Source organism: Gemmatimonas phototrophica (genome assembly GCF_000695095.2).
Lineage (GTDB): Bacteria > Gemmatimonadota > Gemmatimonadetes > Gemmatimonadales > Gemmatimonadaceae > Gemmatimonas > Gemmatimonas phototrophica.
Genome location: NZ_CP011454.1, coordinates 3,427,817 through 3,451,695, shown reverse-complemented (window position 1 = coordinate 3,451,695; position 23,879 = coordinate 3,427,817). Strand labels below are relative to the sequence as shown.

Genomic DNA, 23,879 nt, shown 5'->3' with positions numbered 1-23,879 from the left:
GGACTGCCACCGCTGTGTTTGCCCCCGGATACCCCAGGGAAAGGCCCATGGCATTACCTTTCCTGTACACACATGACAGTCATCGATCCTGATACGCTCGTCGGCGACGTAACATTCGCCGACCTGGGGCTGGCCCAGCCCCTGCTCAATGCCCTGCGCGACGCCGGCTACGAACGTCCCACACCCATCCAGCGCGAAGCGATCCCGCTTGCGCTCATGGGGCGTGACCTCATCGGTCTGGCCCAGACGGGTACCGGCAAAACGGCCAGCTTTACGCTGCCCATGGTGCACCGCCTCATTGGCGGACCGCGCCGTACCCGCGTGTTGGTGCTGACGCCCACCCGCGAACTGTGCCTTCAAGTGGAAGAAAGCGTGCGGAAGTACTCCAGCCATGCCCCGGTCAACGTGATCCCGGTGTTTGGTGGTGTGGGGTACGAGCCGCAGGAAAAGGCGCTGCGGCAAGGGGTGGACGTGGTCGTGGCCACGCCAGGCCGTCTGCTCGACCATCTCGAGAAGCGCAACGTGGACTTTACCTACCTCGAGACGTTGGTGCTCGACGAGGCGGACCGCATGCTCGACATGGGTTTCGCGCCGCAGCTGAACCGGATTGTGGAGCAGATTCCCCGCTATCGTCAGACGCTGCTTTTTTCGGCCACCATGCCTCCTGAAGTGGAAGCGCTGGCCCGCAAGTATCTGCGCAAGCCGGTGGTGGTGCAGGTGGGCCGGCGCTCGAGTGCGGCCATCACGGTCACGCACGCGGTGTACCCGGTGCCCCGTCACCGCAAGAACGACCTGCTGGTGCATCTGCTCACCAAGGACTCCCACGACTCGGTGCTGGTGTTCACGCGCACGAAGAGCGGCGCAGACCGGGTGGTGCGTGATCTCGAGAAGGCGGGTGTGCGGGCCGGGGCCATGCATGCGGACAAGTCACAGCGCGAGCGCATGGCGGCACTGGAAGACTTCAAGAACGGCACGCTCCGGGTGCTCGTGGCCACCGATATTGCGCAGCGCGGGCTCGACATCAGTGGCATCACGCACGTGATCAACTACGACGTGCCGCAACAGCCGGAAGACTACGTGCACCGAATTGGCCGGACCGGTCGGGCCGCCAGCACGGGCGACGCGTACACGTTCATGAGCGCCGAAGATATCGGCATGGTGCGCACGATTGAGCGCACCATTGGGCAGGAGATTCCACGTGTGAGCGTGCCGGGGTTCGATTTCGGGACCTGACGGGGGCCGTGGGGTCCCCAAGGGGGCCTCACGGGCTATTGCGAGGAAACCCGTCCCAATCGTGAGACGGTGAGGGTGTCGGCGCGGCTCCCGCGGGAAAGAATGACCCGCAGATTGGCGGCGCCCACCCCGAGCCCCGAGGCGCCGTAGGCCATGGAGTCGCGGGTGGCCTCCAACCGGACCCCGCGCTGCACGAAGTCCGCCACGGCCAGGGTGTCGATTCCCCGGTGCACGAGGACCCGCTGGCGCCGCTCATCCAGGCGCACGGCCGTCCGGGCGCCAGTCGCCAGCGCATGGTCGCGGGCCAGGGCAAAGAGACTGACTGTTTCACGTGACGCCGTCTCAACAGCTACCGCCTGCAGCAGGGGCATGCCGCTGGTGCAGGCGAGCCCGAACAGGATACCGAGGGTGACGAGCACGAGGAGTTGCTCCACAGTGGTGGTACCGCGGCGGCACGGGCCACGCATGGGGAGCTGGCGAGTGGAGGGGATACCGGCGGTGCGCTGTGTCATGGCAAGTGAGGGTGGGAGACGACCCAACCTGTCACCGGAGCGCTGGTTTCCTGTCATCAAATTGTTGCGCATCCGCCCATTTCCACGCCCCTGCCCCTGCTCCCCAATTCCGGTCCTCTAGGTACATTACGCCTCACTCCCTATACCCACGTCATTTTCAGAAACATGCGGATTGCCATCTCCACCGGCGGCGGTGACGCCCCAGGCCTCAACGCGGTCATCCGGGCGGCCGTGCTCTCGGCACGTACCCGCGGCTGGGACGTCCTCGGCATCAAGCGTGGCTTTTCGGGCCTCCTTGGTGAAGACGAGATCGTCCCCCTGACCACGGACAGCGTCCGCGGTATTGCCGGTCAGGGCGGTACGATCATCAAGACCACGAATCGCGGCAGCCCATTCGCCTATCCCATTCAGCAGCCCGACGGCACGTGGAAAAACGTGGACCGGTCGGACGAGTTGGTGGAGAACGCCCGCAATCTGGGAATTGAAGCGATCATCTCCATTGGCGGCGACGGCTCGCTGAAGATTGCCCAGCAGTTGCAGGAGAAGGGGGTCCGCGTGGTGAGCGTGCCCAAGACGATCGACAACGACGTGGCCGGCACCATTACCACGTTCGGGTTCGATACGGCCGTGAATACGGCCATGGAAGCGATCGACAAGCTGCACACCACCGCCGAATCGCACGATCGGGTGATGGTGCTTGAGGTCATGGGGCGCGAAGCGGGGTTCATTGCGCTGCATGCCGGTGTGGCCGGGACAGCCGACGTGATTCTCATTCCCGAAATCGAGTGGGAGATCGACAAGGTGTGTGAGAAGATCATGGCGCGCGATGCGAGCGGGAAGCGTTTCAGCATCGTGGTGGTGGCGGAAGGCTCCAAGCCCAAGGGCGGGCATGAGTCCATCATCGGGGAGTCCCTGCCGGGGCAGGATCGCCGGCTTGGCGGCATTGCCGAACGGCTGGGCTATGACATTCAGCGCCTGACCGGGAAGGAAACCCGCTCCATGGTGCTGGGGCACCTGCAGCGTGGCGGCTCGCCAACGGGTTACGATCGCCTGCTGGCTACCCGCTTCGGCGCGGCAGCGGTGCAGGCCGTGGCCGACAAGAAGTGGGGGCACATGGTGGCTCTGCAGTCGCCGCACCTCGTGACCATTCCCATTGAGGAAGTCCTGCGCGAGACCAAACGCGTGGACCCCAAGCACGACGTTGTCCAGACCGCCCGCATGATCGGGATCAGCTTCGGGGATTGAGGGGTCGCCGCGAACGCGGAGCAACTGAAACCTGACAACTCCCACTGCGAACTGAAAACTCCGACTGAAAACTGAGGACTCCTGGCCCGTGGCGAGTTTTCAGTTCTCAGTGGGAGTATTGAGTTTTCAGTGGGAGTTTTCAGAGGTCAGTTTGGCATAGAGGGGACACCCAAGTGTCCCCTCTGCTGGACACCCCCGTGACCGATCGGACCCTCCCCCTGTCCGTAGGGTACCAATCTGCCGATACTTACGAGGACTCAGCCACTCTGGCTGGGGATGGCACACCCTCTGCCCCTGTAGCCGGCACGAGATCCACTGATCGCTCAATGGTGAGCGTTCACGAGGGCTCTGCTGGAGGACGTGCGTGATGATGCCCCACCGAACTACTACCTGGCGCCTGATTGCGGCGGCTGTCGTCCTGAGTCTCTCAGTGACGGCGGATCGCGCATGGGCACAGTCGAAAGACAAGGACAAGGACGCCAAGGGTGGCGTCCCGCGCGAATATCTTCCCCCGGCAGGGATGTGCCGAGTGTGGGTGGACGGCGTGCCGGCGCAGCAGCAGCCCGCCCCGACCGACTGTGCCTCGGCGGTGCGCAACAAGCCGTCCAATGGCCGGGTGGTGTACGGAGAAGACAAGTCGAAGGGCAAGAAGATCGACGATCTCCCCATCAAGAGTCTGCGCGGTACCGACAAGAAGGGCCCGCCACTGGTCCCGCCGGATCTCTCACAGGCCGATCCCCGGGCCCGTGACGCGTGGGAGGCCAAGAAAATTTCCGATGAGCAGTTGTACGGCGACCGGCCGGCGAGCAATTCGCCGGCTTCGTTGTATCCTGGCCCCCAACCGTCACCGCAGGGGCCTGCAGGGTCATATGGCGGGTACGTGACGCCGGGTGGTGTGGTGGTGCCTGGGGGAGTCAACGATCCGCGCTATTTCGCACCCAACGCGCCACCGCCGGGCTTCGGCAGTGCCACCTGTCTGGATCGCGATGGCGATGGATGGTGCGATGATCTGCGCTACGGGCCGCCCGTGTGCACCGATCGCGACAAGGACGGACGGTGCGACGACTTGCCGGAGTTCGCGTCGCGCGCCTACCCGCAGGTACTTCCGGCCATGCGGAGTGCGCTGGATGTCGTGCAAGGACGGCCCAGCAACGAAATCATGCAGTGGCTCGGGACAAACGAATTCATTGTGCGAATTCCCGACCAGGGACGAGGCGGTATTCCCTGGCGCGCCATCTTCCTCGACACCAACAGCGAACTGTTGCAGGTGTGGACGGATGTGAATCGCGACGGTCGTGCCGATCGCATCGAGGTGTTCAAGGGCGGACAGCGGGTCAAGTTGATTCAGCGGTAGTTATGTAAGCCGCACCCATAACTCATGACTCAAACCCAGAACCCGGAACTGATCAGTTCCGGGTTTTGCGTTGGGGTTGCAAGTGGTGAGTATCCCCCTGTACGGGTCTAGGTCGTACATTCCACAGGTGCGACACACCACCGACCGATACCTCCCGCCGGATCGCGAGACCTATCTCGCGACCAAGCCGCCTACGGGCCGCATCATCGTGATTGCGCCCACGCGCGCCGCATGCGAAACGATTGAGTTGGCCGTTGGGCTGCATCTCGACACCTTCCTCGAGCGTACCCGTGGCGATGATTTGCGCCGACTGGCTGGCAGCGGCGAGGGGTTTGGCATTGTGGCCGGTACAGGGACCGGCAAAACACTGGCCATCCGCCCTATTGCCGAGACCATTCTTGGCACGGAGACGCTGCGCGTCGGCGTCGTGAATCGCGAGCGTGAAGCCACACCGGAGACGCCCACCTGGAATGTGGTGGTGGTAACCACCGGTATAGCGCGTCGCTGGTTTCAGGATGGCGATATCCAGGCCAGCGACACGCTGGTCGTGGATGAGATTCACCAGACCAGCGCCGAACTTGAGCTCTGCCTCGCGCTCGGCAAGCGTGTGGGGTGCCGCTATATCTGGTTGTCCGCAACCGTTGATCCGGCGTTTTACTCCCGGTATCTCGAAAGTGCCGATGTCTTGCAGGTGTCAGCGTTTGACGCCAGCAAGGCCGCCAAGGTGGAAGTGGAGCGCAAGCAGCCGCTCAACTTTCTTGATGACAAGTTCCTGCAGAAACTCGCGCGCAGCGAACGCGGCGTGGCGTTGTTCATGCCGACGCGCGCCAGTGTGGAAGAAGCCGCGGAGTGGGTGCGCACGCGCTTCCCCAAAATCACGGCCGCGCACTACCACGGTGGCGAACCCATTCGGGTCATCCGCCCGTTCCTCGAGGGCGTGGTGCCCAAGCCGTTCTTCATCGCCATGACCGCGGCGGGGCAAAGCGCGCTGAACGTGCCGGGGCTTGATACCGTCATCATCGACGATACGCGCTTCACGAATCTCATTGATCGTGGCCGCAACGTGCTCACGCGCGTGCATCTGGGTGCCAACGAAATTCTGCAGATGGCCGGGCGCGTACACGGGCGGGTGGAAGGCGGACGCGTGTACATTTTGAGTGACCGCGACATTCGCTTCGAAGCGCTTCGCCCCACGGAGCCTGAGTTCCAGTTGGCCGGCGACAGCGAGCGCGTGGCGCTCACCTGTGCGGGGCTCGGGGTGCGGGCCGATGATCTGGATCTCCCGGTTCCGCTGGATCGTGCGGCGTATCGCAAGGCGCTGCTGCGGCTCGAGGAGCGCGGGCTCATTGAGAACGGGCGCCTCACCGGATATGGTCGCGCCGTAGAAGCGCTCCCGGTTGATCGCGCTTGGGGCGAACTCATTGTGAACGGCGACGACGAGCTGCTGCCCGCACTGGCTGTCATGAGTGGGATCGAGTCGCTACACCGCATGACGCGCGAAGGGCGTGATCTGGAAGGGCTGGTGGTACGCGGCAGCGATCATCTCACGGCCTACAACTTGTACGCCGACGCGTTCCGGGTGGCTGGATACATTGGCGAAGTGTACGGATTACCGCGCCACATGTTCGACGCTGAGCGTATTGCCCATTGGGCTGAGCAGCGCGCGGTGCTGGTGAAGGCATTGGAAGATGCCGCACTGGCGATGGCCAGTGTGTATCGCAGTGTGGGTATGCCGCTGCCGCAGACCCTGCCCATTGCCGGCCAGGTCATGCACCGCAAATTCGCCGATTTGCTGGCGCGCTTCATGCCCTTCGATCTGGTGATTGAGGAGGAGACGGTGGATGGCCACGAAGCCCGCGTGTCCAAGACCAGCGTGTGCGGATCGTGGGGGGCCGTTGCCGGATCCCTGCGCTATTTCGCCGACCGTCATGGTATTCCGCGCGCCGCCATTGAAGGCACGCAGCTCTCGATGGATCTGGTCCGGCAGTATGCGCAGCGTCACCCGCCGGAGTTGGCGCTGGACGCGGAGCGCAAACATTCACCGGTGTTGCTGCGGCGTCGGGTGACGTACTACGGATTCGAGCTGTCGCGTGAAAGTGAGCCGCTCACCGTGTTCTCCGACGAGTTCGCGCCCGGGGCGCGTCATCTGTTGGCCGAGGCGGCGGCGCGTGGGGAGTTGCGGCATACAGCGGTGCGTCGCAATCAGCCGGTTGTGGAAGAGATCCGCGAGGTGTGGCGGCGGTTGGGAGGCATTACGCCGCGACTTGGTCAGGCGGAACTCACGGCCTGGTATGAATCACGCATGGGCGACGCCCGCAGCTGGGAAGAGGTGCGGGCCATTCCCATGCTGCTCGATCGTCGGGACTTCGTGAGTGAGGCGCAGCTGGCGACGGCTCGGGCCCTGCCGGGGGCGGTGGAGATTCGTGACCGAACGGTCTCCATTGATTATGACGTCGAGGAGCACGACGGCGGATGGGTGCCGGTTGCGCGTCTTCGACTGCCGGAGAAGCTGGCGCGCACGATCGTGCACGAGGAGTTGCCTGTGCTCGACCGATCGCTCCGCTTCATGGTGCCCCGCGGTCAGCGCGGTTCGGTGCGCGCTGATGACTTACTGGAGCTGCAGGACAGGCTCGACCTGCCGTTTACCGACGAGGAACGTGCGGCGCACGATGCGCGGGTGTCACGCGGTCGTGAAGGACGCGAGCGGGAGGTGCGCGGTCACGGTCGTCACGAACGGAGTGGTGGGCGTCAGGGTGGTGGGCCGCGGGGAAAGCCCGGCAAGGGTGGTGGGCGTCATCCGGGAAAGCGGCGCGGTCGATAGACCGCGCCCCGCTTCACGCCTGTTAACGGGCTCCCGCTTCCTTGGGGGCGAGGAGGACTGCTTGACGTCTCCGCCTGCTGCGAGCGAAGTGGTGGCGCGCCCGGGAACCTGCAATGGCACGAATCCCGGCGATTCCCTTTAGGCGGGACGAGCCTCGATAACGATGCTGTCGAGGAACGTACCTGAATAGTGGTCGAGGGTGGTGTGTCTTGACTAGGACCAAATGGTCCTAGTCTGATGGGATAAACGCGACTCTTAAAAGTTCATCGAGATGTCTCGATAGCTTATAAAGCGTTGTTAAATAAGAAGTTACAAATCCATTTAATTCGCACTTGCGCTTAGGACCACTTGGTCCTAATATACCTTCCATAATGTCAGACAGACGCACGCAGATCCTCGACGCCGCCGCCACACTCATCTCCGAACGGGGCTTTACGTCCACGTCGGTTGACGATGTGATCAAGGGGGCGAAGCTCAGTGGGAAGAGCCATTTCTATCATTATTTCAAGTCCAAGGAAGAATTGGGCTATGAAGTACTGAACCGGCAGTTCGAACGATTTGCCGAGCGCGGTCTCGCGATTCTGCGTGAGCCGATGATTGATCCGCTGGAACGTCTGAATCTGTTCATCGATGCGGTCGTGGCGTTGCAGTCGGAAAGTGGCGGTCGGCGCGGTTCGCCATTTGGCAATTTGGCGGCCGAACTTGCCGACGCGCACGAGGGGTTCCGGGTGCGCATCGAAGCCGTGTTCGAACGCTGGGCCAGTCAGATCCGCTCACTGCTGTGGGAAGCGCGGCCGCAGCTGCTCGACGACGTGGATGCGGTACGCCTGTCGCGGTTCATCATCGCGGCGCTCGAAGGGGCCGTGCTCATGACGCGGGTGAAGCGCGACTTGTCGGTGCTTGAAGGAATCGCGGCCGACCTCAAGCGATTTATCGCGATGCATGTGCGCGATGGCGCGGCCATGCAGCAAAATCGGAGTCACGAGTAACCCTCGTTCTCCGACGTAGGGGCATGACCGGGACACACACGCGCGAGGGCATGTCGGTCCACGCGGTGACACGCAGACGGAACTGGTTGCGCAGGACGCGACCTTGGAGACGGATCATGGTGAGCATGAACGACAACGCGGTGCAGCAGGCGGTGGTGGATCGCGAAAGCGACGCCGAGGAGACGCGGCCAACGGTGTTCTCCGCCGAGGAGCGCGCCGCCCGGCGTGCGCAGTTCGAGCGCGAGGCGCTTGTCCACCTCGATGCGCTGTACTCGTTTGCGCTCAAATTGGCGCGCTCGCGCGATGACGCCGAAGATCTCGTCTCCGACACATTGCTCCGGGCGCTGGAGCGGTGGGAGCAGTATCATCTCGGCACGAACATCCGGGCCTGGTTGTTCACGATCCTGTACCATGTCTTCGTGAGCCGCAAGCGGCGCATCGATGCCCGCGAGGTGCAGCAGCCTGAGGATACCGAAGGCTGGGCGCTGTTCGAAGCGGTGGGGGAGGCCGATCCGGAAGGCAAGTTCTACGACTCCTTCCTCGACGACGAAATCACGCGGGCCATCCGCTCGTTGCCAGAAGAGTATCGCTCGGCGGTGGTGTTGAGCGATCTGCAGGGGTTGCGTTACGCGGAAATCGCCAATGTGCTTGGCGTACCGGAAGGAACGGTGAAGTCGCGGTTGTTCCGCGGGCGTCGTCTGCTGCAGCGCAAGCTGGCCAACTATGCCGTCGAAATGGGATACCTCAAGGAGTCGGTCGTGCGTGCGGTGATGCAGCCCTCGGTAACGACGTTGATGAGCGCGTAAGTAGTACCGTCGGCCCGCGAGACTCAATACTCAAGGCCCGAACGCATAACCCGGAACGGATCAGTTTCGGGTCAGGCGTTCGGGTCTTGTGTTTTGGGTTTGCCGTAGGACGCTCAGTCCGCCAGCTCGCGTGCCCCCTGCGTCAGCTCGGCGAGCGCCCGTTCCACGGTGCCGCTCCACTGCCGCAACTGTTCGCGCAGGGCCGACATTTCCTGCCGAGTTGCCTGTGCCTGGGCCGCGGCATCATCGTGCATTACCGCCAACTCCATGACGCGCTCCTGCATGACCTCGAGTTGCGAGACCGCGTAGTCACGCTCGTCTTCCGTGCGCGTGAGCAACTCCTGTACGCCAGCGCGCGTGTGCGTGAGTAACGTGCACATGGCGCGCCAGGCGTCGCGCTCCAAGGTGAGTTGCTGTCGGGCCGCCGTATCCTCGGCCAGGCGCTCACGCAACTTGATCAGGCGCTGCACCAGCGTCCCGTTGCCATTGACTGCGGTGCCCGGCCCCAGAATGGACAATGCCGACTGAATTTCGCGATCGAGTTCGGTGTTGCGGCGCACCTGCTCATCACGGGCGGTACGGGTTTCGTCGAGCGTGGCCAGCGCTTCGCGGAGCGCCCGCAGTTCCACGGCAATGCGCCGCACGCCACGGGCATCGCCTTCGGAGACAAGCCACCGGAGCGACGCCACAAAGCCGCGCTCCAGTGACAGATCCTGAGCGACGGGAGGTGTAGGCACGCTGCCGACCGCGTGGGAGGGGGTCCGCGGTGTGGTCATTCAGCGAGGCACCAGGGCGAGAGCGCCGTCAACGGCTGTCTCCATGGCGCGCGCGATGACGGGCCGCCTTGGCCCGGTTGCCGCACGTCCCCATATCACACCAGCGACGGAGTCCGTTCTTTGTGCCGTCGAGGAAGACCCGATGGCAGCGCGGATCCGCGCAGCGACGCACCCGTGGCAGTTCATCTTCAATGAGCGAGTCGGCCGCTGATTCCACGATAGGAATCATGAGACCGGCAAAGGCATCACCCGTCGGCACGAAGCTGCGAAGGAACCCTCCATCCGGTAACGGATCCAGTCGGCGGGTGCCTGCACTGCGCCCGAGAACCCGGTTGATCTCCACCACCGCGTCTTCGCGAACGCGTTCCTGGGTGTCTCCGCGCTCAGCGAGGGCCCGCAGCGCCGCCCGCACCCGACGGGCGTCCACCAGTGTGGCCGCTGCTGCTGCCGGCTGCAACACGGCCCGGCGGCGAATACCCGATCCTCGTTCGTCATCCACCGCCGATTGCCCCTGGAGCCACGACAGCAGCGCCTCGAAATCGCGCAACAAATCGCCCCCGGGCAATTGCGCGGCGGCGTCGGTGTTTACGAAGTCGAGCCAGAGTCGCGTGCGCGGTGGTACCGGTCCCGGCGACCGTTCGCGCGAATCTGCCCGCCGCGATTCGGATGTGGAAACGGGCATATGGTGGTAGCGGTTGTACAGAGGTTACTTCTCTACGTGCCTGCAAGCAAGCGGGTTGCCGGTTACTTCCTCACGTTTTTGCTCTCAAGGGAGGCCCATGGACGCCCAAACCCCGCTGAACATGGACCTGGTGATCGTTGGGTCTACGAATCCGGTGAAAGTGGCCGCCGTGCAGGCGGTGGTGGCGCGCATCGCGCCAAACGCCACGGTGCGTGGCGTGGCGGTCGCCAGCGGCGTCCCCAGTCAGCCCGTGGGTGATGAGGAAACGCAGGCCGGTGCCCGTCAACGGGCACGATCTGCCTTGGCGAGCACCGAGGGCGCGACGTTCGCCGTGGGACTCGAAGGCGGCGTGGTGGTGCTTCCCGACGGACGGATGCGCAGCTGTGCCTGGGCCGTGGTGGTTGATTGCCACGGGCGGGAGGGAATTGGCGGCTCTCTGTCCATGCCGCTCCCTGATCGGGTGGCCGCCCGCATTCGCGCCGGTGAAGAGCTTGGGCACGCCATGGACGCTGAGGCGGACACGGTGGGGACCAAGCATGGGCGTGGGGCGGTGGGCATCCTCACAGCGGGGCTCGTAGACCGGCAACGGGCCTACGAGCCCATGGTGGCGTACGCGCTGGCACCATGGTTGGCGCCAGCCTTCTTCGACGCCTGACCTGCGCAGTTGGCTATTGGGCGCTGGGGCGATACACCAGCAGTGGTACATGGGCGTGGCGAATCACTTCGTCCGCCACACTGCCCAGCATGAAGCGCTTGAAGCCACCGCGGCCGTGTGTCGCCATGGCAATGGCCGCACATGGCTTTTGATCGGTGGCATCGAGCAGCCCACGGGATACGCTCATGTCCGTGATCGCGTGCACCGTGGTGCCGGGTGGACAGGTCGCCGCCATGCGCTGCAGGTATTCCTCCCGCAGATGTTCCTCGGCCACGAGTGCGCTGTCGTCGGCCAACAGAGCCTCCGTGCCAAAGGGCGCCATGGAAATGGCGTGCGGCACGGTCACCGCCACCAGATGCATCTGCATGCCGGTGGCTTCTGCGAAGGTACGGGCGTGCGGGAGGACTGCCTCGGCAAACGCCGATCCATCCAGGGCGCAGAGCAGTGAGCCTGTTGGCAGCACCGGTTGCTCGTTGCCGGGTTCACTACCGGCGCCACGCACCAGCAGGACGGGCGCTGTGGCGCGGGTGAGAAAGGCGGACGCGACGCTCCCCAGGCGCAACCGCTCGAACCCACTGCGCCCGTGGGTGGTCAGAATGACCAGGTCGGCGTGCGACGTGAGCAGGTGTTCCTCCAGCGCTTCAACAATAGTGCCGTCGAGCAGCACACCGCTGGCGTTTACGCCCTGCTGCGTGAGTTGCGCGACCGCCGCGTCCAGCACCTGCTGGTCATGCGCGCGGTGTGCCTGCACCAGTTCCTGATCATAAACCGGGATGGCGACTTCGCCCGGTACGAAAGGGATATACGCGCTGGGATCGTGGACGATTGCGAGCTGAACGCTGGCGCCCGTGCGGGCGGCGAGCGCGGCCGCGACAGGCAGGGCTCGCGCACTGTGCGCCGAGCCATCGAAAGGCACGAAGATGGACGTATACATACTGTGACGGTGCACCAACCGCGCTATTTTTGCCAGAGGGAAAGTCCTGACCCTTTGTCACAAGCTGGTGCCTCCCTCATCCGGTAGATCGCTCATGTCGGTGGAGTCCCCCCGTCCGTTTTTCTGCTCCGACCGCGTCCGTTGGGCGGATGTGGATCTGGTGGGCATCATGCGGTACAGCGCCGTTACCCGGTTCCTGGATACGGCCGAGCAGGAACTGCTGCGGGCGGCTGGGCTGCCATACACGTTCATCTTTGAAGCCCCGAAGGTGTGGATGCCGCGCCGGCATCTGTCGATAGACTATCTGATCCCGGCGCGTCTCGACGATCTGCTGCATATGGTCATTTGGGTGTCCCGACTTGGGGAGACCTCCCTCACGCTCACCATGCACCTCCGGCATGACGACGGCCGGATGGTGGCTACGGTCTCGCTGGTGGTGGTGTGCGTGGCCGTGGAGGGGTTCGCCAAACGCCCGTTGCCGCGGATTCTCCGGGACGCCATGGCCCCGTTTCTGTGCGCTGACGACGACGCGCGCGCGACCCCGACACCGTAACCTCCCGAACTCCCGGGGGAGGCGCCGGACCGAGCATTCCCGACTAGATTTGTCGCATGTCCAACAGCTCTTCCGAGACCTCGTCTCCCGCCGCTACCTACGTGCGCAAGGGCTTCGGCCTCAAGGCCGAAGTCCAGGATACCCTCGCGGCCGACTATACCGGTCACCTGGTGGACCTGCTGCGCGCGCGCGACTACTCGCTCAACGTGGGAGAGACCACCATCCGGCTCGCCCGGGAGTTCGGGTTCTGCTACGGCGTGGAGCGCGCGGTGGACTATGCCTATCAGACGCGCATCAAGTTTCCCGACAAGCGCATTTTTCTGGCGGGCGAGATCATTCACAATCCGCATGTGAATGCCAAGCTGCGCGAAATGGGCGTGGTCTTTCTATCGGCCAGCGGCAAGGGGTTTGACTATTCGCCGGTGGAAGCGCCGGACGTGGTCATCTTGCCCGCCTTTGGTGTGACGATTCAGGATTTCCAGACACTACGCGACCTGGGCTGCGTGATTGTCGACACGACATGCGGCTCGGTGCTCAACGTGTGGAAGCGCGTGGAAGTGTACGCCCGAGACGGGTATACCTCGCTCATTCACGGCAAGTACTACCACGAAGAGACCCGTGCCACGGCGTCGCAGGTGGAGAAGTACCCGAATGGACAGTACCTCGTAGTACGGGACATGGCCGAGGCGGACATGGTGATGGACTACATCGAGGCGAAGGCGGGGCTCACCCCGCCGCGTACGCCGCTTTCCCGTGAAGCATTCCTCGAGAAGTTCTCCGTGGGTGCGTCAGACGGATTTGATCCGGACCTGCATCTTGATCGTATCGGGGTGGCCAATCAGACCACGATGCTCGCGCGCGAGTCGTTGGCCATTGGCGCGGCGGTGGGCGAGGCGATGGCCCGTGCCTACGGCGAGTCGCACAAGGCGGAACATTTTCGCACGTTCGACACGATCTGCAGTGCCACGCAGGACCGTCAGGATGCGGTGATGGAGCTGATGCGGGAACCCATGGACCTCATGGTGGTGGTTGGCGGCTACAACTCCAGCAACACCATCTCGCTCGCGGCACTGTGCGCTGAGCAGGTGCCCACGTATCACATTGCCGATCCGGACGACATTCTGGTGGAGGACAATGCGGTGCGGTTCCGCCGTATTGCCAAGCATCACGTGGAAGACACGATGGCGCCGTGGTTGCCCACCAACGGCCCGCTGCGGGTGGGGATTACCGCCGGGGCCAGCACGCCCAACAACAAGATCGGTCAGGCCGTGGCCCGGGTCTTCGCCATTCGCGGGATTGATCCGGCATCGGTCGTCTGATCACGAGCGGCTGACAATACCAACGCGTACGTGAGCCCACGCGGCGCCGGGAGACTGGCGCCGCGTCGTCGTTTGGCGAATGTTCAGGAATCCCCCTTCCGAGCATCCCATGAGCGAGCTTCGTGGCAGCATGATGGACTTCCGTGCCCCCGGTCAGGAGACCGCTGGCGGACAGGCCCACGGCTATCTCTCCCTGCCCCCCGCGGGAACCGGCCCCGGGTTGATCGTGCTGCAGGAATGGTGGGGGCTGGTGGATCACATCAAGTCCGTGGCGGACCGCTTTGCCGAGGCGGGCTATGTCGTGTTGGCCCCCGACCTGTACAAGGGAAAATCGGCCACCAGTCCCGACGATGCGCAGCGTCTCATGATGGCGCTTGACCTCCCCTTCGCGGCCCAGGCCCTCGGCGGTGCGGCCGAGTATCTCTTAGCGCACGATGCGGTGCACCCCAAACGGGTGGGCGTCCTCGGCTTCTGCATGGGTGGCCAGCTGGCGCTCTACGCCGCCACCATCCATCCGGAAATGTTTGATGCCGTGGTGGACTTCTACGGGGTGTTCAACCCGAATGTGCCGGTGAATCTCAAAGCACTGCGGGCGCCGGTGCTGGCCCATTTTGGCGTGCACGACGCGTCGATTCCGCGTGACAAGGCCGACCGGCTGCTGCGGGACATGGCACATGCCGGCGCCGAATGTGACGGCTATTTCTACGAAGCCGGTCATGCATTTTTCAATGATTCCCGGGACGTGGTCTACAACGCACAGGCCGCACAGCTGGCGTGGACCCGGACCCTGGAGTTTCTGCATATCAACCTCGAGGCGCATTGATGAGCTGGACACCGGCGGCTGGTAACGCCGCCGCCGCAAGACGGCCGCTGCTCCGACTCGACCGATCAGCATGATCGGTGCACATTGCGAGCAGAGGCGTTTCCCTGTTCTTCACCGGTACTCCCCATGAACTCCCCGAACGCGCTTCCTGATCCGCTGACCCCTGTTGGCGCCGATGCCATCTCCCGGTTTCGCCTCGACGGAAAGGTGGCCATCGTCACCGGGGGCACACGTGGTATTGGGCTCTCCATCGCCACGACGTTTGCCCGCGCTGGCGCCCGCGTCATGGTTTCGAGTCGCAAGGCCGAGCATGTGGAGGCGGTGGTCCGCGCCCTGCGGGCTGAGGGGCACGACGTGCTGGGGTTGGCGTCCAATATGGGGAAGGCGGCCGATGCCCACGAACTGGCGGCTCGCACCGTGGAGCACTTCGATGGCATTGATATCATCGTCAACAACGCCGCCACCAATCCAATTTTCGGTCCGCTGCAAACGGCGACCGACGAAGCGTTCGACAAGATTTTCAGTGTGAACGTGAAGGGGCCGTTTGAGCTGTGCAAAACGGCGCACTCCGTCATGGTGGAGCGTGGTGGTGGGGCGATCGTGAACATTTCAAGCATCGGTGGTATTACGCCGGAAGCCGGACTGGGGCTGTACAGCATGAGCAAGTCGGCCCTCGTGTCCCTGACGAAGGTGATGGCGCAGGAGTGGGGAGCCGACGGTATCCGGGCCAATGTGATTTGCCCCGGTCTCATCAAGACCAAGTTTTCCTCGGCGCTCTGGCAGGACCATGCGATCGCCGACAAGGTGCTGGGACATCAGCCACTGCGACGCATCGGGGTCCCGGACGATGTGGCCGGCTTGGCGCTCTTTCTCGCGTCCGATGCGTCGGCCTATTGCACCGGATCGGTGTACATGGTGGACGGAGGATACCTGTCGTGATCGTTACGGCGTACCCGTCGGATATGACGCCGGTCGATCACGATGCGCTGCTCGCCACCGCACGGCGCTTTGTGCGCGAAGAAATCGTACCGCTTGAGGCCACCCTGCTTGGTGCGCCTTGGCATGTGGCTGAGCCTACGCTCAATGCCTTGCGCGTCCGCGCCAAGGCGCTGGGGTTGTGGGCCCCGTTTCTCCCCGCACAGTACGGTGGGCTCGACATGCCGCTGGATGCCTTTGCCCGGCTCAGCGAAGTGCTTGGCTGGTCGCCTTTTGGGCACTACGTGTGCAACTGCCAAGCGCCGGACGTGGGGAACATGGAACTGCTACTGGCCTTTGGGTCGGACGCGCAGAAGCAGGAATACCTTGAGCCGTTGGCGCGCGGCGAGATTCGCAGCTGCTTCGCCATGACGGAGCCGGAACATGCGGGGTCCAACCCGGTGCAGCTATCCACCACGGCAGTCCATGAGTCGGGGGCGTGGGTCATCAACGGGCACAAGTGGTTTACGAGCAGTGCCGATGGTGCCGCGTTTGCCGTCGTCATGGCGGTCACCGACGCCGATGAGACTCGGCGCCACTACCGGGCCAGTCAGATCATCGTGCCGCTGCAAACGCCGGGGTACAAGCTCGTGCGAAACATCTCCGTGATGGGTGAGGCCGGCGGCGGCTGGGCCAGTCACGCTGAAGTGCGCTTTGATGACGTGCGTGTGCCGACGGGCAATCTGCTGGGACTGCAAGGGCACGGCTTTGCGCTGGCGCAGGAGCGTCTGGGGCCGGGGCGCATTCACCATTGCATGCGGTGGATTGGCATTTGTGAACGGGCGTTCGATCTCATGTGCCGCTACGCCACTACCCGCGAAGTGGCCCCGGGTGAAACCCTGGCCACCAAACAGCAGGTGCAGTTCTGGATTGCCGAATCCCGTCTGGAGATTCACGCATCGCGATTGATGGTCCTGGATGCCGCAACCCGTATGGCGCGTGAGGGGCAGGAGTCGGCGCGGGAGGAAATTTCCTATATCAAGGTGTTCGTCGCCAATACGCTGCAACGGGTGCTGGATCGCGCCATTCAGGTACACGGCGCGCTGGGCATGACGGACGACACACCGCTGGCGTGGTGGTACCGTCACGAACGCGCCGCCCGCATTTACGACGGGGCGGACGAAGTGCACAAGACCGTCATTGCCCGTCGGGCCCTACGGCCGTATCTCGAGGTGGCCCCCCGGATTCCCAGGGAGCACTGAGCCTGTATGGGTGATGTTGCAGGCGCCGCTGCTGACACCACAGCGGTGCGTTCCGGCGAGGACGTGCCGGTGGAAGCGCTACGGGGCTGGTTGGCCACGGCCATGCCAATGTTGGTGCCGGCCGGCAGTACGATGGACGTGCGGCAGTTCCCGGCCGGGTTCTCGAATCTGACGTATCTGGTCACCCTGCACCATGAACATGGGGACAGCGGGTTGGTGCTGCGCCGACCGCCCCGCGGCGTGAGCGGTGGTATCGCGCATGATGTGGCCCGTGAGTACGGAATTCTTGCTGCGTTGCATCCGCTGGGAGTACCCGTCCCGCGCCCTCTCGTGAAATGCGACGAGCCGTCGGTAATTGGCGCGCCGTTCTATCTCATGGAGCATGTGCGCGGCGTGATTCTGCGCGGAGCGGCGCCGCCGTCACTGCCTCAGGACGGCGAAACAGTGTCGGGGCGCCTGCGGGCGTTGTCCCGCACTTTCGTGCACACCCTGACGCAGTTGCATGCGGTGCCCGTAGATGATGGCCCACTGGCAACCCTGGGACGCCCTGAGGGTTATGTGCAGCGTCAGGTGCAGGGGTGGACCAAGCGATGGCAGGCATCACGCACGGACGATGTGCCGTCGATAAGCCGGGTGGCCACATGGCTGGAGGCCAATCGCCCGCCAGAGCGCGGCGTGAGTCTGGTGCACAACGATTTCAAACTGGATAACCTGATCCTGTCCCCCGACCTGTCGCAGGTGCTGGCCATTCTCGACTGGGAAATGGCCACGGTGGGCGACCCGCTCATGGATCTGGGCACCTCACTGGCGTATTGGGTGGAAGCCGATGACGCGCCGATCTTTCGTTCGCTGGGGCTGGGAGTCACCGCCTTGCCCGGAGCGTACACGCGGGCCGAACTGGTGGCCGCGTACGGAGCGGCGAGTGGGCGTGACATCAGTGATGCGCCCTTCTACCTGGCCTTCGGATTGTTCAAGGTCGCGGTCATTGCCCAGCAGATTTATGCGCGCTACCGCCAAGGCCTCACCGCAGACCCGCGGTTTGCGTCGCTGGGCAACGTAGTCGCGGCGCTCGGAGAGAGAGCGGAAAGGGCGGTTTTAACAGCGTAACTGCGTTATGGGTTATGGGTTATCGGGTTACCGAGTAACTGCGGGAACTGCGGTTGCCGCGTTAACGCGGTAACCCGATAACCCATAACCCATAACGCTGTTACTGCTGTTATCCCCTACTGCGGGTACACTTCAAAGACTCCCGCCGCGCCCATGCCTCCGCCAATGCACATGGTGACCATGCCGTAGCCACCACCACGGCGGCGGAGTTCGTGCACCAACTGGGTCGTGAGCTTGGCGCCGGTGGCGCCGAGCGGGTGGCCAAGGGCAATGGCGCCACCGTTCACGTTGATGATGTCCGTGGGCATGTCGAGCTCCTTGATCACGGCGAGCGCCTGCGCGGCGAACGCTTCGTTGAACTCGATCAGCTTGAGATCGGAAAGCGACAGGCCAGCGCGCTTGAGTGCCTTGGGCACCGCCTTGATGGGGCCCACACCCATGATGTCCGGCTCCACGCCGCCTACCGCGAAGCTCACGAACCGGGCGAGCGGCGTGAGGCCGAGGGACTTGGCCGTGTCGGCGCGCATCACCAGCACGGCGGCGGCACCATCGGAGTAGGGACTCGCGTTGCCCGCCGTTACCGAACCCGTAGGCATGAACGCGGGGCGCAATTTGGCCAGAGCCTCGGCCGTTGTGGCACGTGGGCATTCGTCCGTATCGAACACCATGTCGGTGACCGTCTTGCTGGCGCCCTTCCAGTGGTAGCGCTGCGTATGGATGGGGACGATCTCCGGCGCAAAGACGCCGCTCGCCACGGCGGCGGCGGCCTTCTGCTGACTGGCCAGCGCAAACGCATCCTGCTGTTCGCGAGTGATCTCCCACCGTTTGGCCACGCGCTCGGCGGTGAAGCCCATGCCGATGTAGCTCTCGGTGATTTCCGGTGCCAGCCGCGCGTTGTAGCCGCTCATGGGCACCTGCGACATCATCTCGATGCCACCGGCCATGATGGCGTCGCCCTGTCCAGCCATGATGGCCTGCGCGGCATACGCCACCGACTGCAACCCTGATGAACAGAACCGGTTCACGGTAGCCGCTGCCGTTTCCACCGGCAATCCGCCGCGTAGCCACGCCAAACGCGCGTGGTTAAGCCCCTGGGATGCTTCCGGCATGGCGCACCCCCACTGCACATCCTCAATCAGCACGGGATCCACCCCGGCCCGTTCGATGGCAGCCTTCATGACGGTGGACGACAGATCCACCGGATGCACGTTCGCCAGCGCCCCATCGGCCTTTCCGCGGGCCACGGCGCTGCGCGCACAACTGACAATCACGACCTCGGTCATCTCGTTATCTCCTGTCGCGCGCTCAGTTGCGCAGCGGCTTGCCGGTCTTGAGGGTATACGCGATGCGCTCCTGCGTTTCCTTGGTGCCAAGGAGCGACAGGAACTGTTCGCGTTCGAGGTCGAGGAGGTCCTGCTCGGTGACATCGCGCGGTGATCCATCACCACCGCAGAGCACATAGGCGACGGCGCGGCCGACCCGGACATCATGCGCACTGGCCTGTCCGCCTTCCTTGGCCGCCCAGAGGGCGTATTCGAGATTGCCAATCCCTTCACGGCCCAGCGCCCGCACCGTACGCTCGATGGGCGGCAGATAGCCCGGCGCCAGATCAAGCACGCGCTGCTTGGCATCGCTGAGCTGATGATCACGATTCATGGAAATGCGATCGCGATCACGCAGGAAGCCAAAGGCGCGGCCTTCGAAAGCCGACGTGGTGGTAGTGGCAAACGCGATGAGCTTGAAGGCGCGCTTTACGGCGGCGAAGAGATCCACCTCTTCGTAGTTCTGCAATTCGCTGGTGAAGCGCATGAGCAGTTCTTTCGTGCCGCCGCCACCGGGGAGCAGGCCCACGCCCACTTCCACGAGCCCCATGTACGTTTCCGCGTGCGCCTGCACGGCATCGGCGTGCAGCGTGAACTCGCAGCCGCCGCCAAGCGTCATGCCCGCCGGCGCCACCACCACCGGGAACGGTGCGCGACGAATGGACATCACGGCATCCTGGAACGTGCGGATGGAGGCTTCAATGTCATCCCACGCGCCGGCCGAGACGGCAAACGACACCAGCGACAGGTCGGCGCCCACACTGAAAGCGCGCGGGTCTTCGTTGCCGATGACCAGGCCGTTGAAGCCCAGCTTCTCCACCTTGCGCAGCGACTTTTCGAGTCCTTCCAACACGCCCTGTCCAAGACTGTTCATCTTGGAGCGGAACTCGAAACAGGCCACGCCGTCACCAAGGTCGATGAGGCGCGAGAGGCCGTTGTCTTCGAGCACGCGTCCGCTCTGCGCCAATCCGGCCAGCGAGATGCGTCCCGGGATGGCGGGGAGGGGTTCGTACTGACCATCGAAGGTGAGGTATTCGCCATTCTTGTAGAACGATCCCTGTGCCAGCTCCAACAGCGGCGGAACATCCAGCCCTTCCGCCTTGAACTGCTCCCGCAGCCAGTCAATGCCGAGGGCATCCATGACCTGAAACGGCCCTGCTTCCCAGCCGTAACCCCACTCCATGGCGCGATCGATGGCGACAATGTCGTGGGCGAGCTGCGACGCCAACGTGAGCGTGTAGTGCGCGGCATCCACGACATGATCACGCACAAAGGCGCCCTGCGCCCCCGGCAGCGTCTTGATGACGGGGAGTCGCTGGGCAATGGGCAACCGAATGGCTTGCCTAATGTCTCCACCTTCAAGCCGCTGCTGCGGAACGTAGCTCGTGGTCTTCCAGTCGAAGGTGAGGGTGCCGGTTTTGGTCTTGCTGTAAAAACCGCCACCGGTTTTGTCACCGAGCTTGCCGGTGCCCACCAGCGCCTCGTGCACCCAGGTAGGCAGCGCAAAATCCTCGCCGGTGGCGGCCCCTATTCCCTTGGTGACGTGCGCGAGGACGTCCAGCCCCGACAGGTCGCCGGTGCGAAAGGTCGCTGAACGGGCGCGCCCAATGAGTGAGCCGGTAAGACCATCCACTTCGTCAATAGTAAGACCGTGCTGCTGCATGCGGCGCATGGTGGCCACCATGCCGTAGACGCCCAATCGGTTGGCAATGAATCCGGGCACGTCCTTCGCGATCACGATGCCCTTGCCCAGCGTGCGTTCGGCGAAGCCATTCATCGCACCAATGACCGCGGGATCGGTCTCCGGGGTAGGGATGACTTCGAGCAGGTGCATGTAGCGCGGCGGATTGAAGAAGTGCGTGCCCAGAAACCGGCGACGGAACTTCTCACTGCGTCCCTCGAGCAACGTAGCCATGGGAATGCCCGATGTGTTCGACGACACAATCGCGGTGGGCTTCATGAGCGCTTCGATGCGCGCGAACAGCTGCTGCTTGGGTTCCGCCAGTTCAATGATGGCTTCGCAAATCCAGTCGCACTCGGCGAGCCAGGACACATGGTCGTCGGTGTTCCCCACGCGCACGCGCGCCACCGCGGCGGCTTCCATGAAGGACGCCGGCTTGCTCTTGATGGCCTTGGCAAGCCCGTTCTTTGCGGGGGCACTGCGATTGGGCGAGGCGGGGTCCGCGTCGCCGGGGATGTCGAGGAGCACGACGCGGCAGCCCGCCGACGCCGCGAGCGCGGCAATGCCGCTCCCCATGGCGCCGGCGCCCACCACGCCGACGGTCGTCACACGCATTCAGGCTCTCTCCGTAAGGGATACGGAAAACATCCATGCCGGAACGGCCGGGCGGAAGGGGGTAAGGGATAGAAACACGACGCCGGCGTCATGTTTTCCAGAAACTGCCAGGTGCCGGGTGTAACGGAATGGCGCCCTCTGTAACGGCCGTGAAAAATGACTTCAGCGTCATGTCATATCGTCCGAAGCCTTCTTGGACAACGCTGGATCTCCAACAACACGCTCGCCGAACGTATGTCAAAGTCGATGACGACTCGTCTGACATGGATCCTTGCTGCTGGCCTCGCGGCCGTGGCGGGAATCATTATGCTCACCCTTGCACACGTTCGGGACCTGGGGCGCCAGGAAGAGCAGCTGATCGGTCGAACGGTGCGGGCTGCGCTCATGGCTCGGCGAACCCAAGTGGCGTTCAAGATGCAGGTGCAGGAGTGGAAGAATGTGCTGCTCCGTGGACAGGACGATGCGAGCCTGAAGAAATACCGCGCGCAATTCCTGGACGAATCGCGCACAGTACAAGCGCTGGCTGACACGTTGAATAGCCTCCTTCCCGACAGCACCCAGCACGCGCTCCTGGCGCGGTTCAGCGACAGTCACAGCACACTGAATACCCGGTATCTCGCCGCGATGGCGAACTTCGAGGCCGACACACATCGGCTCGCGGCCACCGCCGACGCTGAGGTCAAGGGGCTCGACCGCCCGCCGGTGGCCACCCTCGATTCTCTGGTCGACATGGTGGCCGATGATCTGGAAGCGACCGCCGGCAGTCACAAGACCCAGCTGGCGCGTGATGAAGTATTCCTGACGATTTTGGCAATTCTCATGTGCGGCGGGCTGGCGGTAGGTGGCTGGCGCGTGATCCGTGGCATTACGCAGCCCGTCCTGGCGGTCTCGCGCCAGCTTGACCTGGTGCGGACGCAGGTCGTCGCGCCACTGGCGTCGTCAGCCCAGGCCATTTCGATTGGCAAGCTCGAACTCAGCGAAGTCGCGGTTGTCGCGCCGCTGGCGTTGCAGCGCGAAGACGAAATTGGCGCCATTGCCGATAGTAGTAATGCAATTGCCTCCGAAGCCGACGCGGTCGTGCGCAGCGTGGGGGAGGCGATGGCGGCCCTGGAAGAGGTGCTCGCCACGATGCAGGAGCGCATCGGTCGGGTCCAAGTCGGTGATCTCTCGCCGGAAAATCTCACACGTGGCAGCGTCCACCCCGGCGTCTACGGCGACTTGCATGCCGCGTTGGACAGTGCCGTTGCTGCGGTCGCCGCCCCTATGCGTTCGGCCAAAACCGTGCTGGCGCAGGCTGCAGAGGGGAACTTGCAGGGCCGGATGCCGGCGAACCTGCCGGGTGAGTTTGGGGCGATCTCCAGCGCCGTGAATACCGCGTTGGGACAATTGGCCACTGCCCTGCTGGAGATTCGGGAAGCCGCGGACGAAACCCGCTCGCATGCCCATGACCTGGTGGACGTGAACACCCAGTTGCGCGATGATGCATCGGCCCGGGCCAGCCGCCTTGGTGACGTGGCCCGGTTGTTGGATCAGACGGTGGAACGGATCACCCTGTCGTCGCGGGAGATGCTGGAGCTGCGTGACGAGGCGGGTCGGGTCGATGGCGCCGTGCGTACGGGGGCAGAAGCGGTCACCGGCGTGGCCGAGCGCATGCAGCGCGTGCGGTCCTCGACCGCGGAAAGTGCGCGTATCGCCCGCACTATTGAGGAGATCGCCTTCCAGACCAATCTGTTAGCGTTGAATGCGGCGGTTGAAGCGGCGCGCGCCGGCGACGCGGGTCGTGGATTCGCCGTGGTGGCTGAGGAGGTGCGAAGCCTTGCCCTCCGCGCTGCCGAAGCGTCACGACAGACCGGGGAGTTGATTGCGCGCTCCGCCGAAGCGGCGCGTGACGGATCGGAGTTTGCCGATGCCGTTGCGGCCCAACTGGTTGTTGTGCAGCAGGACGTGGCGCAGCTCCGGCACCGGGTGGCCGAAAAAGCGGACGAGGTCGCTCAGGAAGCGGCTGATGTGCATGATCAGGCGGCGTCGCTGGGATTGCTGGGAGCACAGCTGATGGAGACGGCGCGGGCTGCCGATGCCACGGTGCAGGTGGCGACGGTGGTGTTGACCGATGCCGAGCGCGTATTGGATCAGGTGGATCGCTTTGAGCTGGAGTCGTCGAACGATGTGCTCGTCACTCCGTCAATCGCGCCCCGATCGTACGGAGCACCGGTGCGCGTGGCGTAACGATTGGGAGCACCGCTCACGGCGGCACGTTGGCAATCATGCCATGGGG

General features: G+C 64.0%; 20 protein-coding genes. 14 read left to right on the top strand and 6 right to left on the bottom strand.

Annotated elements, in window-relative coordinates; genetic code table 11:
* Window positions 1-72: 72 nt before the first annotated feature.
* The gene (locus tag GEMMAAP_RS14625) at window positions 73-1,233 is read left to right on the top strand and encodes a DEAD/DEAH box helicase (protein ID WP_053333703.1); all 1,161 of its coding nucleotides are present in this window, start codon (window positions 73-75) and stop codon (window positions 1,231-1,233) included.
* Window positions 1,234-1,268: 35 nt separating this feature from the next.
* Here GEMMAAP_RS14625 and GEMMAAP_RS14620 read toward each other — a convergent pair whose 3' ends face one another.
* Complete coding sequence (locus GEMMAAP_RS14620) at window positions 1,269-1,745, bottom strand: pilus assembly FimT family protein (protein ID WP_026848596.1); 477 nt, start codon at window positions 1,743-1,745, stop codon at window positions 1,269-1,271.
* Between the two features lie 165 nt (window positions 1,746-1,910).
* On the opposite strand from GEMMAAP_RS14620, the gene GEMMAAP_RS14615 reads away from it, so the two are divergent.
* From GEMMAAP_RS14615 to GEMMAAP_RS14595, 5 genes are all read left to right on the top strand, one after another.
* Window positions 1,911-2,990, top strand: a complete 1,080-nt coding sequence (locus GEMMAAP_RS14615; protein WP_026848597.1) for a 6-phosphofructokinase — start codon at window positions 1,911-1,913, stop codon at window positions 2,988-2,990.
* Between the two features lie 367 nt (window positions 2,991-3,357).
* On the top strand, window positions 3,358-4,344 hold the full coding sequence (locus GEMMAAP_RS14610; RefSeq protein WP_158514878.1) for a hypothetical protein: 987 nt from the start codon (window positions 3,358-3,360) through the stop codon (window positions 4,342-4,344).
* 127 nt (window positions 4,345-4,471) lie between these two features.
* Window positions 4,472-7,165, top strand: coding sequence for a DEAD/DEAH box helicase (locus GEMMAAP_RS14605; RefSeq protein ID WP_026848599.1), 2,694 nt, complete (start codon window positions 4,472-4,474; stop codon window positions 7,163-7,165).
* Between the two features lie 371 nt (window positions 7,166-7,536).
* The gene (locus GEMMAAP_RS14600) at window positions 7,537-8,154 is read left to right on the top strand and encodes a TetR/AcrR family transcriptional regulator (protein ID WP_026848600.1); all 618 of its coding nucleotides are present in this window, start codon (window positions 7,537-7,539) and stop codon (window positions 8,152-8,154) included.
* Between the two features lie 125 nt (window positions 8,155-8,279).
* A complete protein-coding gene (locus GEMMAAP_RS14595; RefSeq protein ID WP_158514877.1) occupies window positions 8,280-8,960 on the top strand; it encodes a sigma-70 family RNA polymerase sigma factor in 681 nt (226 codons plus the stop codon).
* 113 nt (window positions 8,961-9,073) lie between these two features.
* On the opposite strand, the gene GEMMAAP_RS14590 is transcribed toward GEMMAAP_RS14595, so the two are convergent.
* Window positions 9,074-9,697 carry a hypothetical protein gene (locus GEMMAAP_RS14590; protein ID WP_145979160.1) on the bottom strand — a complete coding sequence of 208 codons (624 nt, stop codon included), beginning with the start codon at window positions 9,695-9,697 and terminating at the stop codon, window positions 9,074-9,076.
* A 67-nt stretch (window positions 9,698-9,764) separates the two neighbouring features.
* Window positions 9,765-10,418, bottom strand: a complete 654-nt coding sequence (locus GEMMAAP_RS14585) for a CGNR zinc finger domain-containing protein (protein WP_026848602.1) — start codon at window positions 10,416-10,418, stop codon at window positions 9,765-9,767.
* 97 nt (window positions 10,419-10,515) lie between these two features.
* On the opposite strand from GEMMAAP_RS14585, the gene yjjX reads away from it, so the two are divergent.
* Window positions 10,516-11,073: an inosine/xanthosine triphosphatase gene (gene yjjX, locus GEMMAAP_RS14580; RefSeq protein WP_202969144.1), complete on the top strand. Its 558-nt coding sequence runs from the start codon at window positions 10,516-10,518 to the stop codon at window positions 11,071-11,073.
* A gap of 13 nt (window positions 11,074-11,086) precedes the next feature.
* Here yjjX and GEMMAAP_RS14575 read toward each other — a convergent pair whose 3' ends face one another.
* Window positions 11,087-12,007 (bottom strand): universal stress protein, encoded by a 921-nt coding sequence (locus GEMMAAP_RS14575; protein ID WP_026848604.1) that lies wholly within the window; start codon window positions 12,005-12,007, stop codon window positions 11,087-11,089.
* Window positions 12,008-12,101: 94 nt separating this feature from the next.
* Here GEMMAAP_RS14575 and GEMMAAP_RS14570 point away from each other — a divergent pair, with 94 nt between their 5' ends.
* The 6 genes from GEMMAAP_RS14570 to GEMMAAP_RS14545 all read left to right on the top strand — a co-directional run bounded on the left by GEMMAAP_RS14570 (window position 12,102) and on the right by GEMMAAP_RS14545 (window position 17,986).
* Window positions 12,102-12,560 (top strand): acyl-CoA thioesterase, encoded by a 459-nt coding sequence (locus GEMMAAP_RS14570; protein ID WP_043579450.1) that lies wholly within the window; start codon window positions 12,102-12,104, stop codon window positions 12,558-12,560.
* 56 nt (window positions 12,561-12,616) lie between these two features.
* Window positions 12,617-13,879: a 4-hydroxy-3-methylbut-2-enyl diphosphate reductase gene (locus GEMMAAP_RS14565; protein WP_026848605.1), complete on the top strand. Its 1,263-nt coding sequence runs from the start codon at window positions 12,617-12,619 to the stop codon at window positions 13,877-13,879.
* Between the two features lie 109 nt (window positions 13,880-13,988).
* A complete protein-coding gene (locus GEMMAAP_RS14560) occupies window positions 13,989-14,702 on the top strand; it encodes a dienelactone hydrolase family protein (protein ID WP_026848606.1) in 714 nt (237 codons plus the stop codon).
* Between the two features lie 126 nt (window positions 14,703-14,828).
* Window positions 14,829-15,641 carry an SDR family NAD(P)-dependent oxidoreductase gene (locus GEMMAAP_RS14555; protein ID WP_075071537.1) on the top strand — a complete coding sequence of 271 codons (813 nt, stop codon included), beginning with the start codon at window positions 14,829-14,831 and terminating at the stop codon, window positions 15,639-15,641.
* A 23-nt stretch (window positions 15,642-15,664) separates the two neighbouring features.
* Window positions 15,665-16,879, top strand: a complete 1,215-nt coding sequence (locus GEMMAAP_RS14550; protein ID WP_026848608.1) for an acyl-CoA dehydrogenase family protein — start codon at window positions 15,665-15,667, stop codon at window positions 16,877-16,879.
* A gap of 6 nt (window positions 16,880-16,885) precedes the next feature.
* Complete coding sequence (locus GEMMAAP_RS14545) at window positions 16,886-17,986, top strand: phosphotransferase family protein (protein WP_053333706.1); 1,101 nt, start codon at window positions 16,886-16,888, stop codon at window positions 17,984-17,986.
* Window positions 17,987-18,102: 116 nt separating this feature from the next.
* On the opposite strand, the gene GEMMAAP_RS14540 is transcribed toward GEMMAAP_RS14545, so the two are convergent.
* Both GEMMAAP_RS14540 and GEMMAAP_RS14535 read right to left on the bottom strand, forming a co-directional pair.
* Complete coding sequence (locus tag GEMMAAP_RS14540) at window positions 18,103-19,269, bottom strand: thiolase family protein (protein WP_026848610.1); 1,167 nt, start codon at window positions 19,267-19,269, stop codon at window positions 18,103-18,105.
* Between the two features lie 22 nt (window positions 19,270-19,291).
* Complete coding sequence (locus GEMMAAP_RS14535; protein WP_026848611.1) at window positions 19,292-21,604, bottom strand: 3-hydroxyacyl-CoA dehydrogenase/enoyl-CoA hydratase family protein; 2,313 nt, start codon at window positions 21,602-21,604, stop codon at window positions 19,292-19,294.
* Between the two features lie 246 nt (window positions 21,605-21,850).
* On the opposite strand from GEMMAAP_RS14535, the gene GEMMAAP_RS14530 reads away from it, so the two are divergent.
* Window positions 21,851-23,830, top strand: a complete 1,980-nt coding sequence (locus tag GEMMAAP_RS14530; protein ID WP_026848612.1) for a methyl-accepting chemotaxis protein — start codon at window positions 21,851-21,853, stop codon at window positions 23,828-23,830.
* Window positions 23,831-23,879: the final 49 nt, after the last annotated feature.

Bases quoted from the DNA above. Each gene is read 5' to 3' on its own strand.
- GEMMAAP_RS14625 (WP_053333703.1), top strand. From the start codon at position 73: ATGACAGTCATCGATCCTGATACGCTCGTCGGCGACGTAACATTCGCC.
- GEMMAAP_RS14600 (WP_026848600.1), top strand. From the start codon at position 7,537: ATGTCAGACAGACGCACGCAGATCCTCGACGCCGCCGCCACACTCATC.
- GEMMAAP_RS14535 (WP_026848611.1), bottom strand. From the start codon at position 21,604: ATGCGTGTGACGACCGTCGGCGTGGTGGGCGCCGGCGCCATGGGGAGC.
- GEMMAAP_RS14585 (WP_026848602.1), bottom strand. From the start codon at position 10,418: ATGCCCGTTTCCACATCCGAATCGCGGCGGGCAGATTCGCGCGAACGG.
- GEMMAAP_RS14545 (WP_053333706.1), top strand. From the start codon at position 16,886: ATGGGTGATGTTGCAGGCGCCGCTGCTGACACCACAGCGGTGCGTTCC.
- GEMMAAP_RS14530 (WP_026848612.1), top strand. From the start codon at position 21,851: ATGACGACTCGTCTGACATGGATCCTTGCTGCTGGCCTCGCGGCCGTG.
- GEMMAAP_RS14595 (WP_158514877.1), top strand. From the start codon at position 8,280: ATGAACGACAACGCGGTGCAGCAGGCGGTGGTGGATCGCGAAAGCGAC.
- GEMMAAP_RS14560 (WP_026848606.1), top strand. From the start codon at position 13,989: ATGAGCGAGCTTCGTGGCAGCATGATGGACTTCCGTGCCCCCGGTCAG.
- GEMMAAP_RS14540 (WP_026848610.1), bottom strand. From the start codon at position 19,269: ATGACCGAGGTCGTGATTGTCAGTTGTGCGCGCAGCGCCGTGGCCCGC.
- GEMMAAP_RS14575 (WP_026848604.1), bottom strand. From the start codon at position 12,007: ATGTATACGTCCATCTTCGTGCCTTTCGATGGCTCGGCGCACAGTGCG.
- GEMMAAP_RS14620 (WP_026848596.1), bottom strand. From the start codon at position 1,745: ATGACACAGCGCACCGCCGGTATCCCCTCCACTCGCCAGCTCCCCATG.
- GEMMAAP_RS14555 (WP_075071537.1), top strand. From the start codon at position 14,829: ATGAACTCCCCGAACGCGCTTCCTGATCCGCTGACCCCTGTTGGCGCC.
- GEMMAAP_RS14565 (WP_026848605.1), top strand. From the start codon at position 12,617: ATGTCCAACAGCTCTTCCGAGACCTCGTCTCCCGCCGCTACCTACGTG.
- GEMMAAP_RS14615 (WP_026848597.1), top strand. From the start codon at position 1,911: ATGCGGATTGCCATCTCCACCGGCGGCGGTGACGCCCCAGGCCTCAAC.
- GEMMAAP_RS14550 (WP_026848608.1), top strand. From the start codon at position 15,665: ATGACGCCGGTCGATCACGATGCGCTGCTCGCCACCGCACGGCGCTTT.
- GEMMAAP_RS14610 (WP_158514878.1), top strand. From the start codon at position 3,358: ATGATGCCCCACCGAACTACTACCTGGCGCCTGATTGCGGCGGCTGTC.
- yjjX (WP_202969144.1), top strand. From the start codon at position 10,516: ATGGACGCCCAAACCCCGCTGAACATGGACCTGGTGATCGTTGGGTCT.
- GEMMAAP_RS14570 (WP_043579450.1), top strand. From the start codon at position 12,102: ATGTCGGTGGAGTCCCCCCGTCCGTTTTTCTGCTCCGACCGCGTCCGT.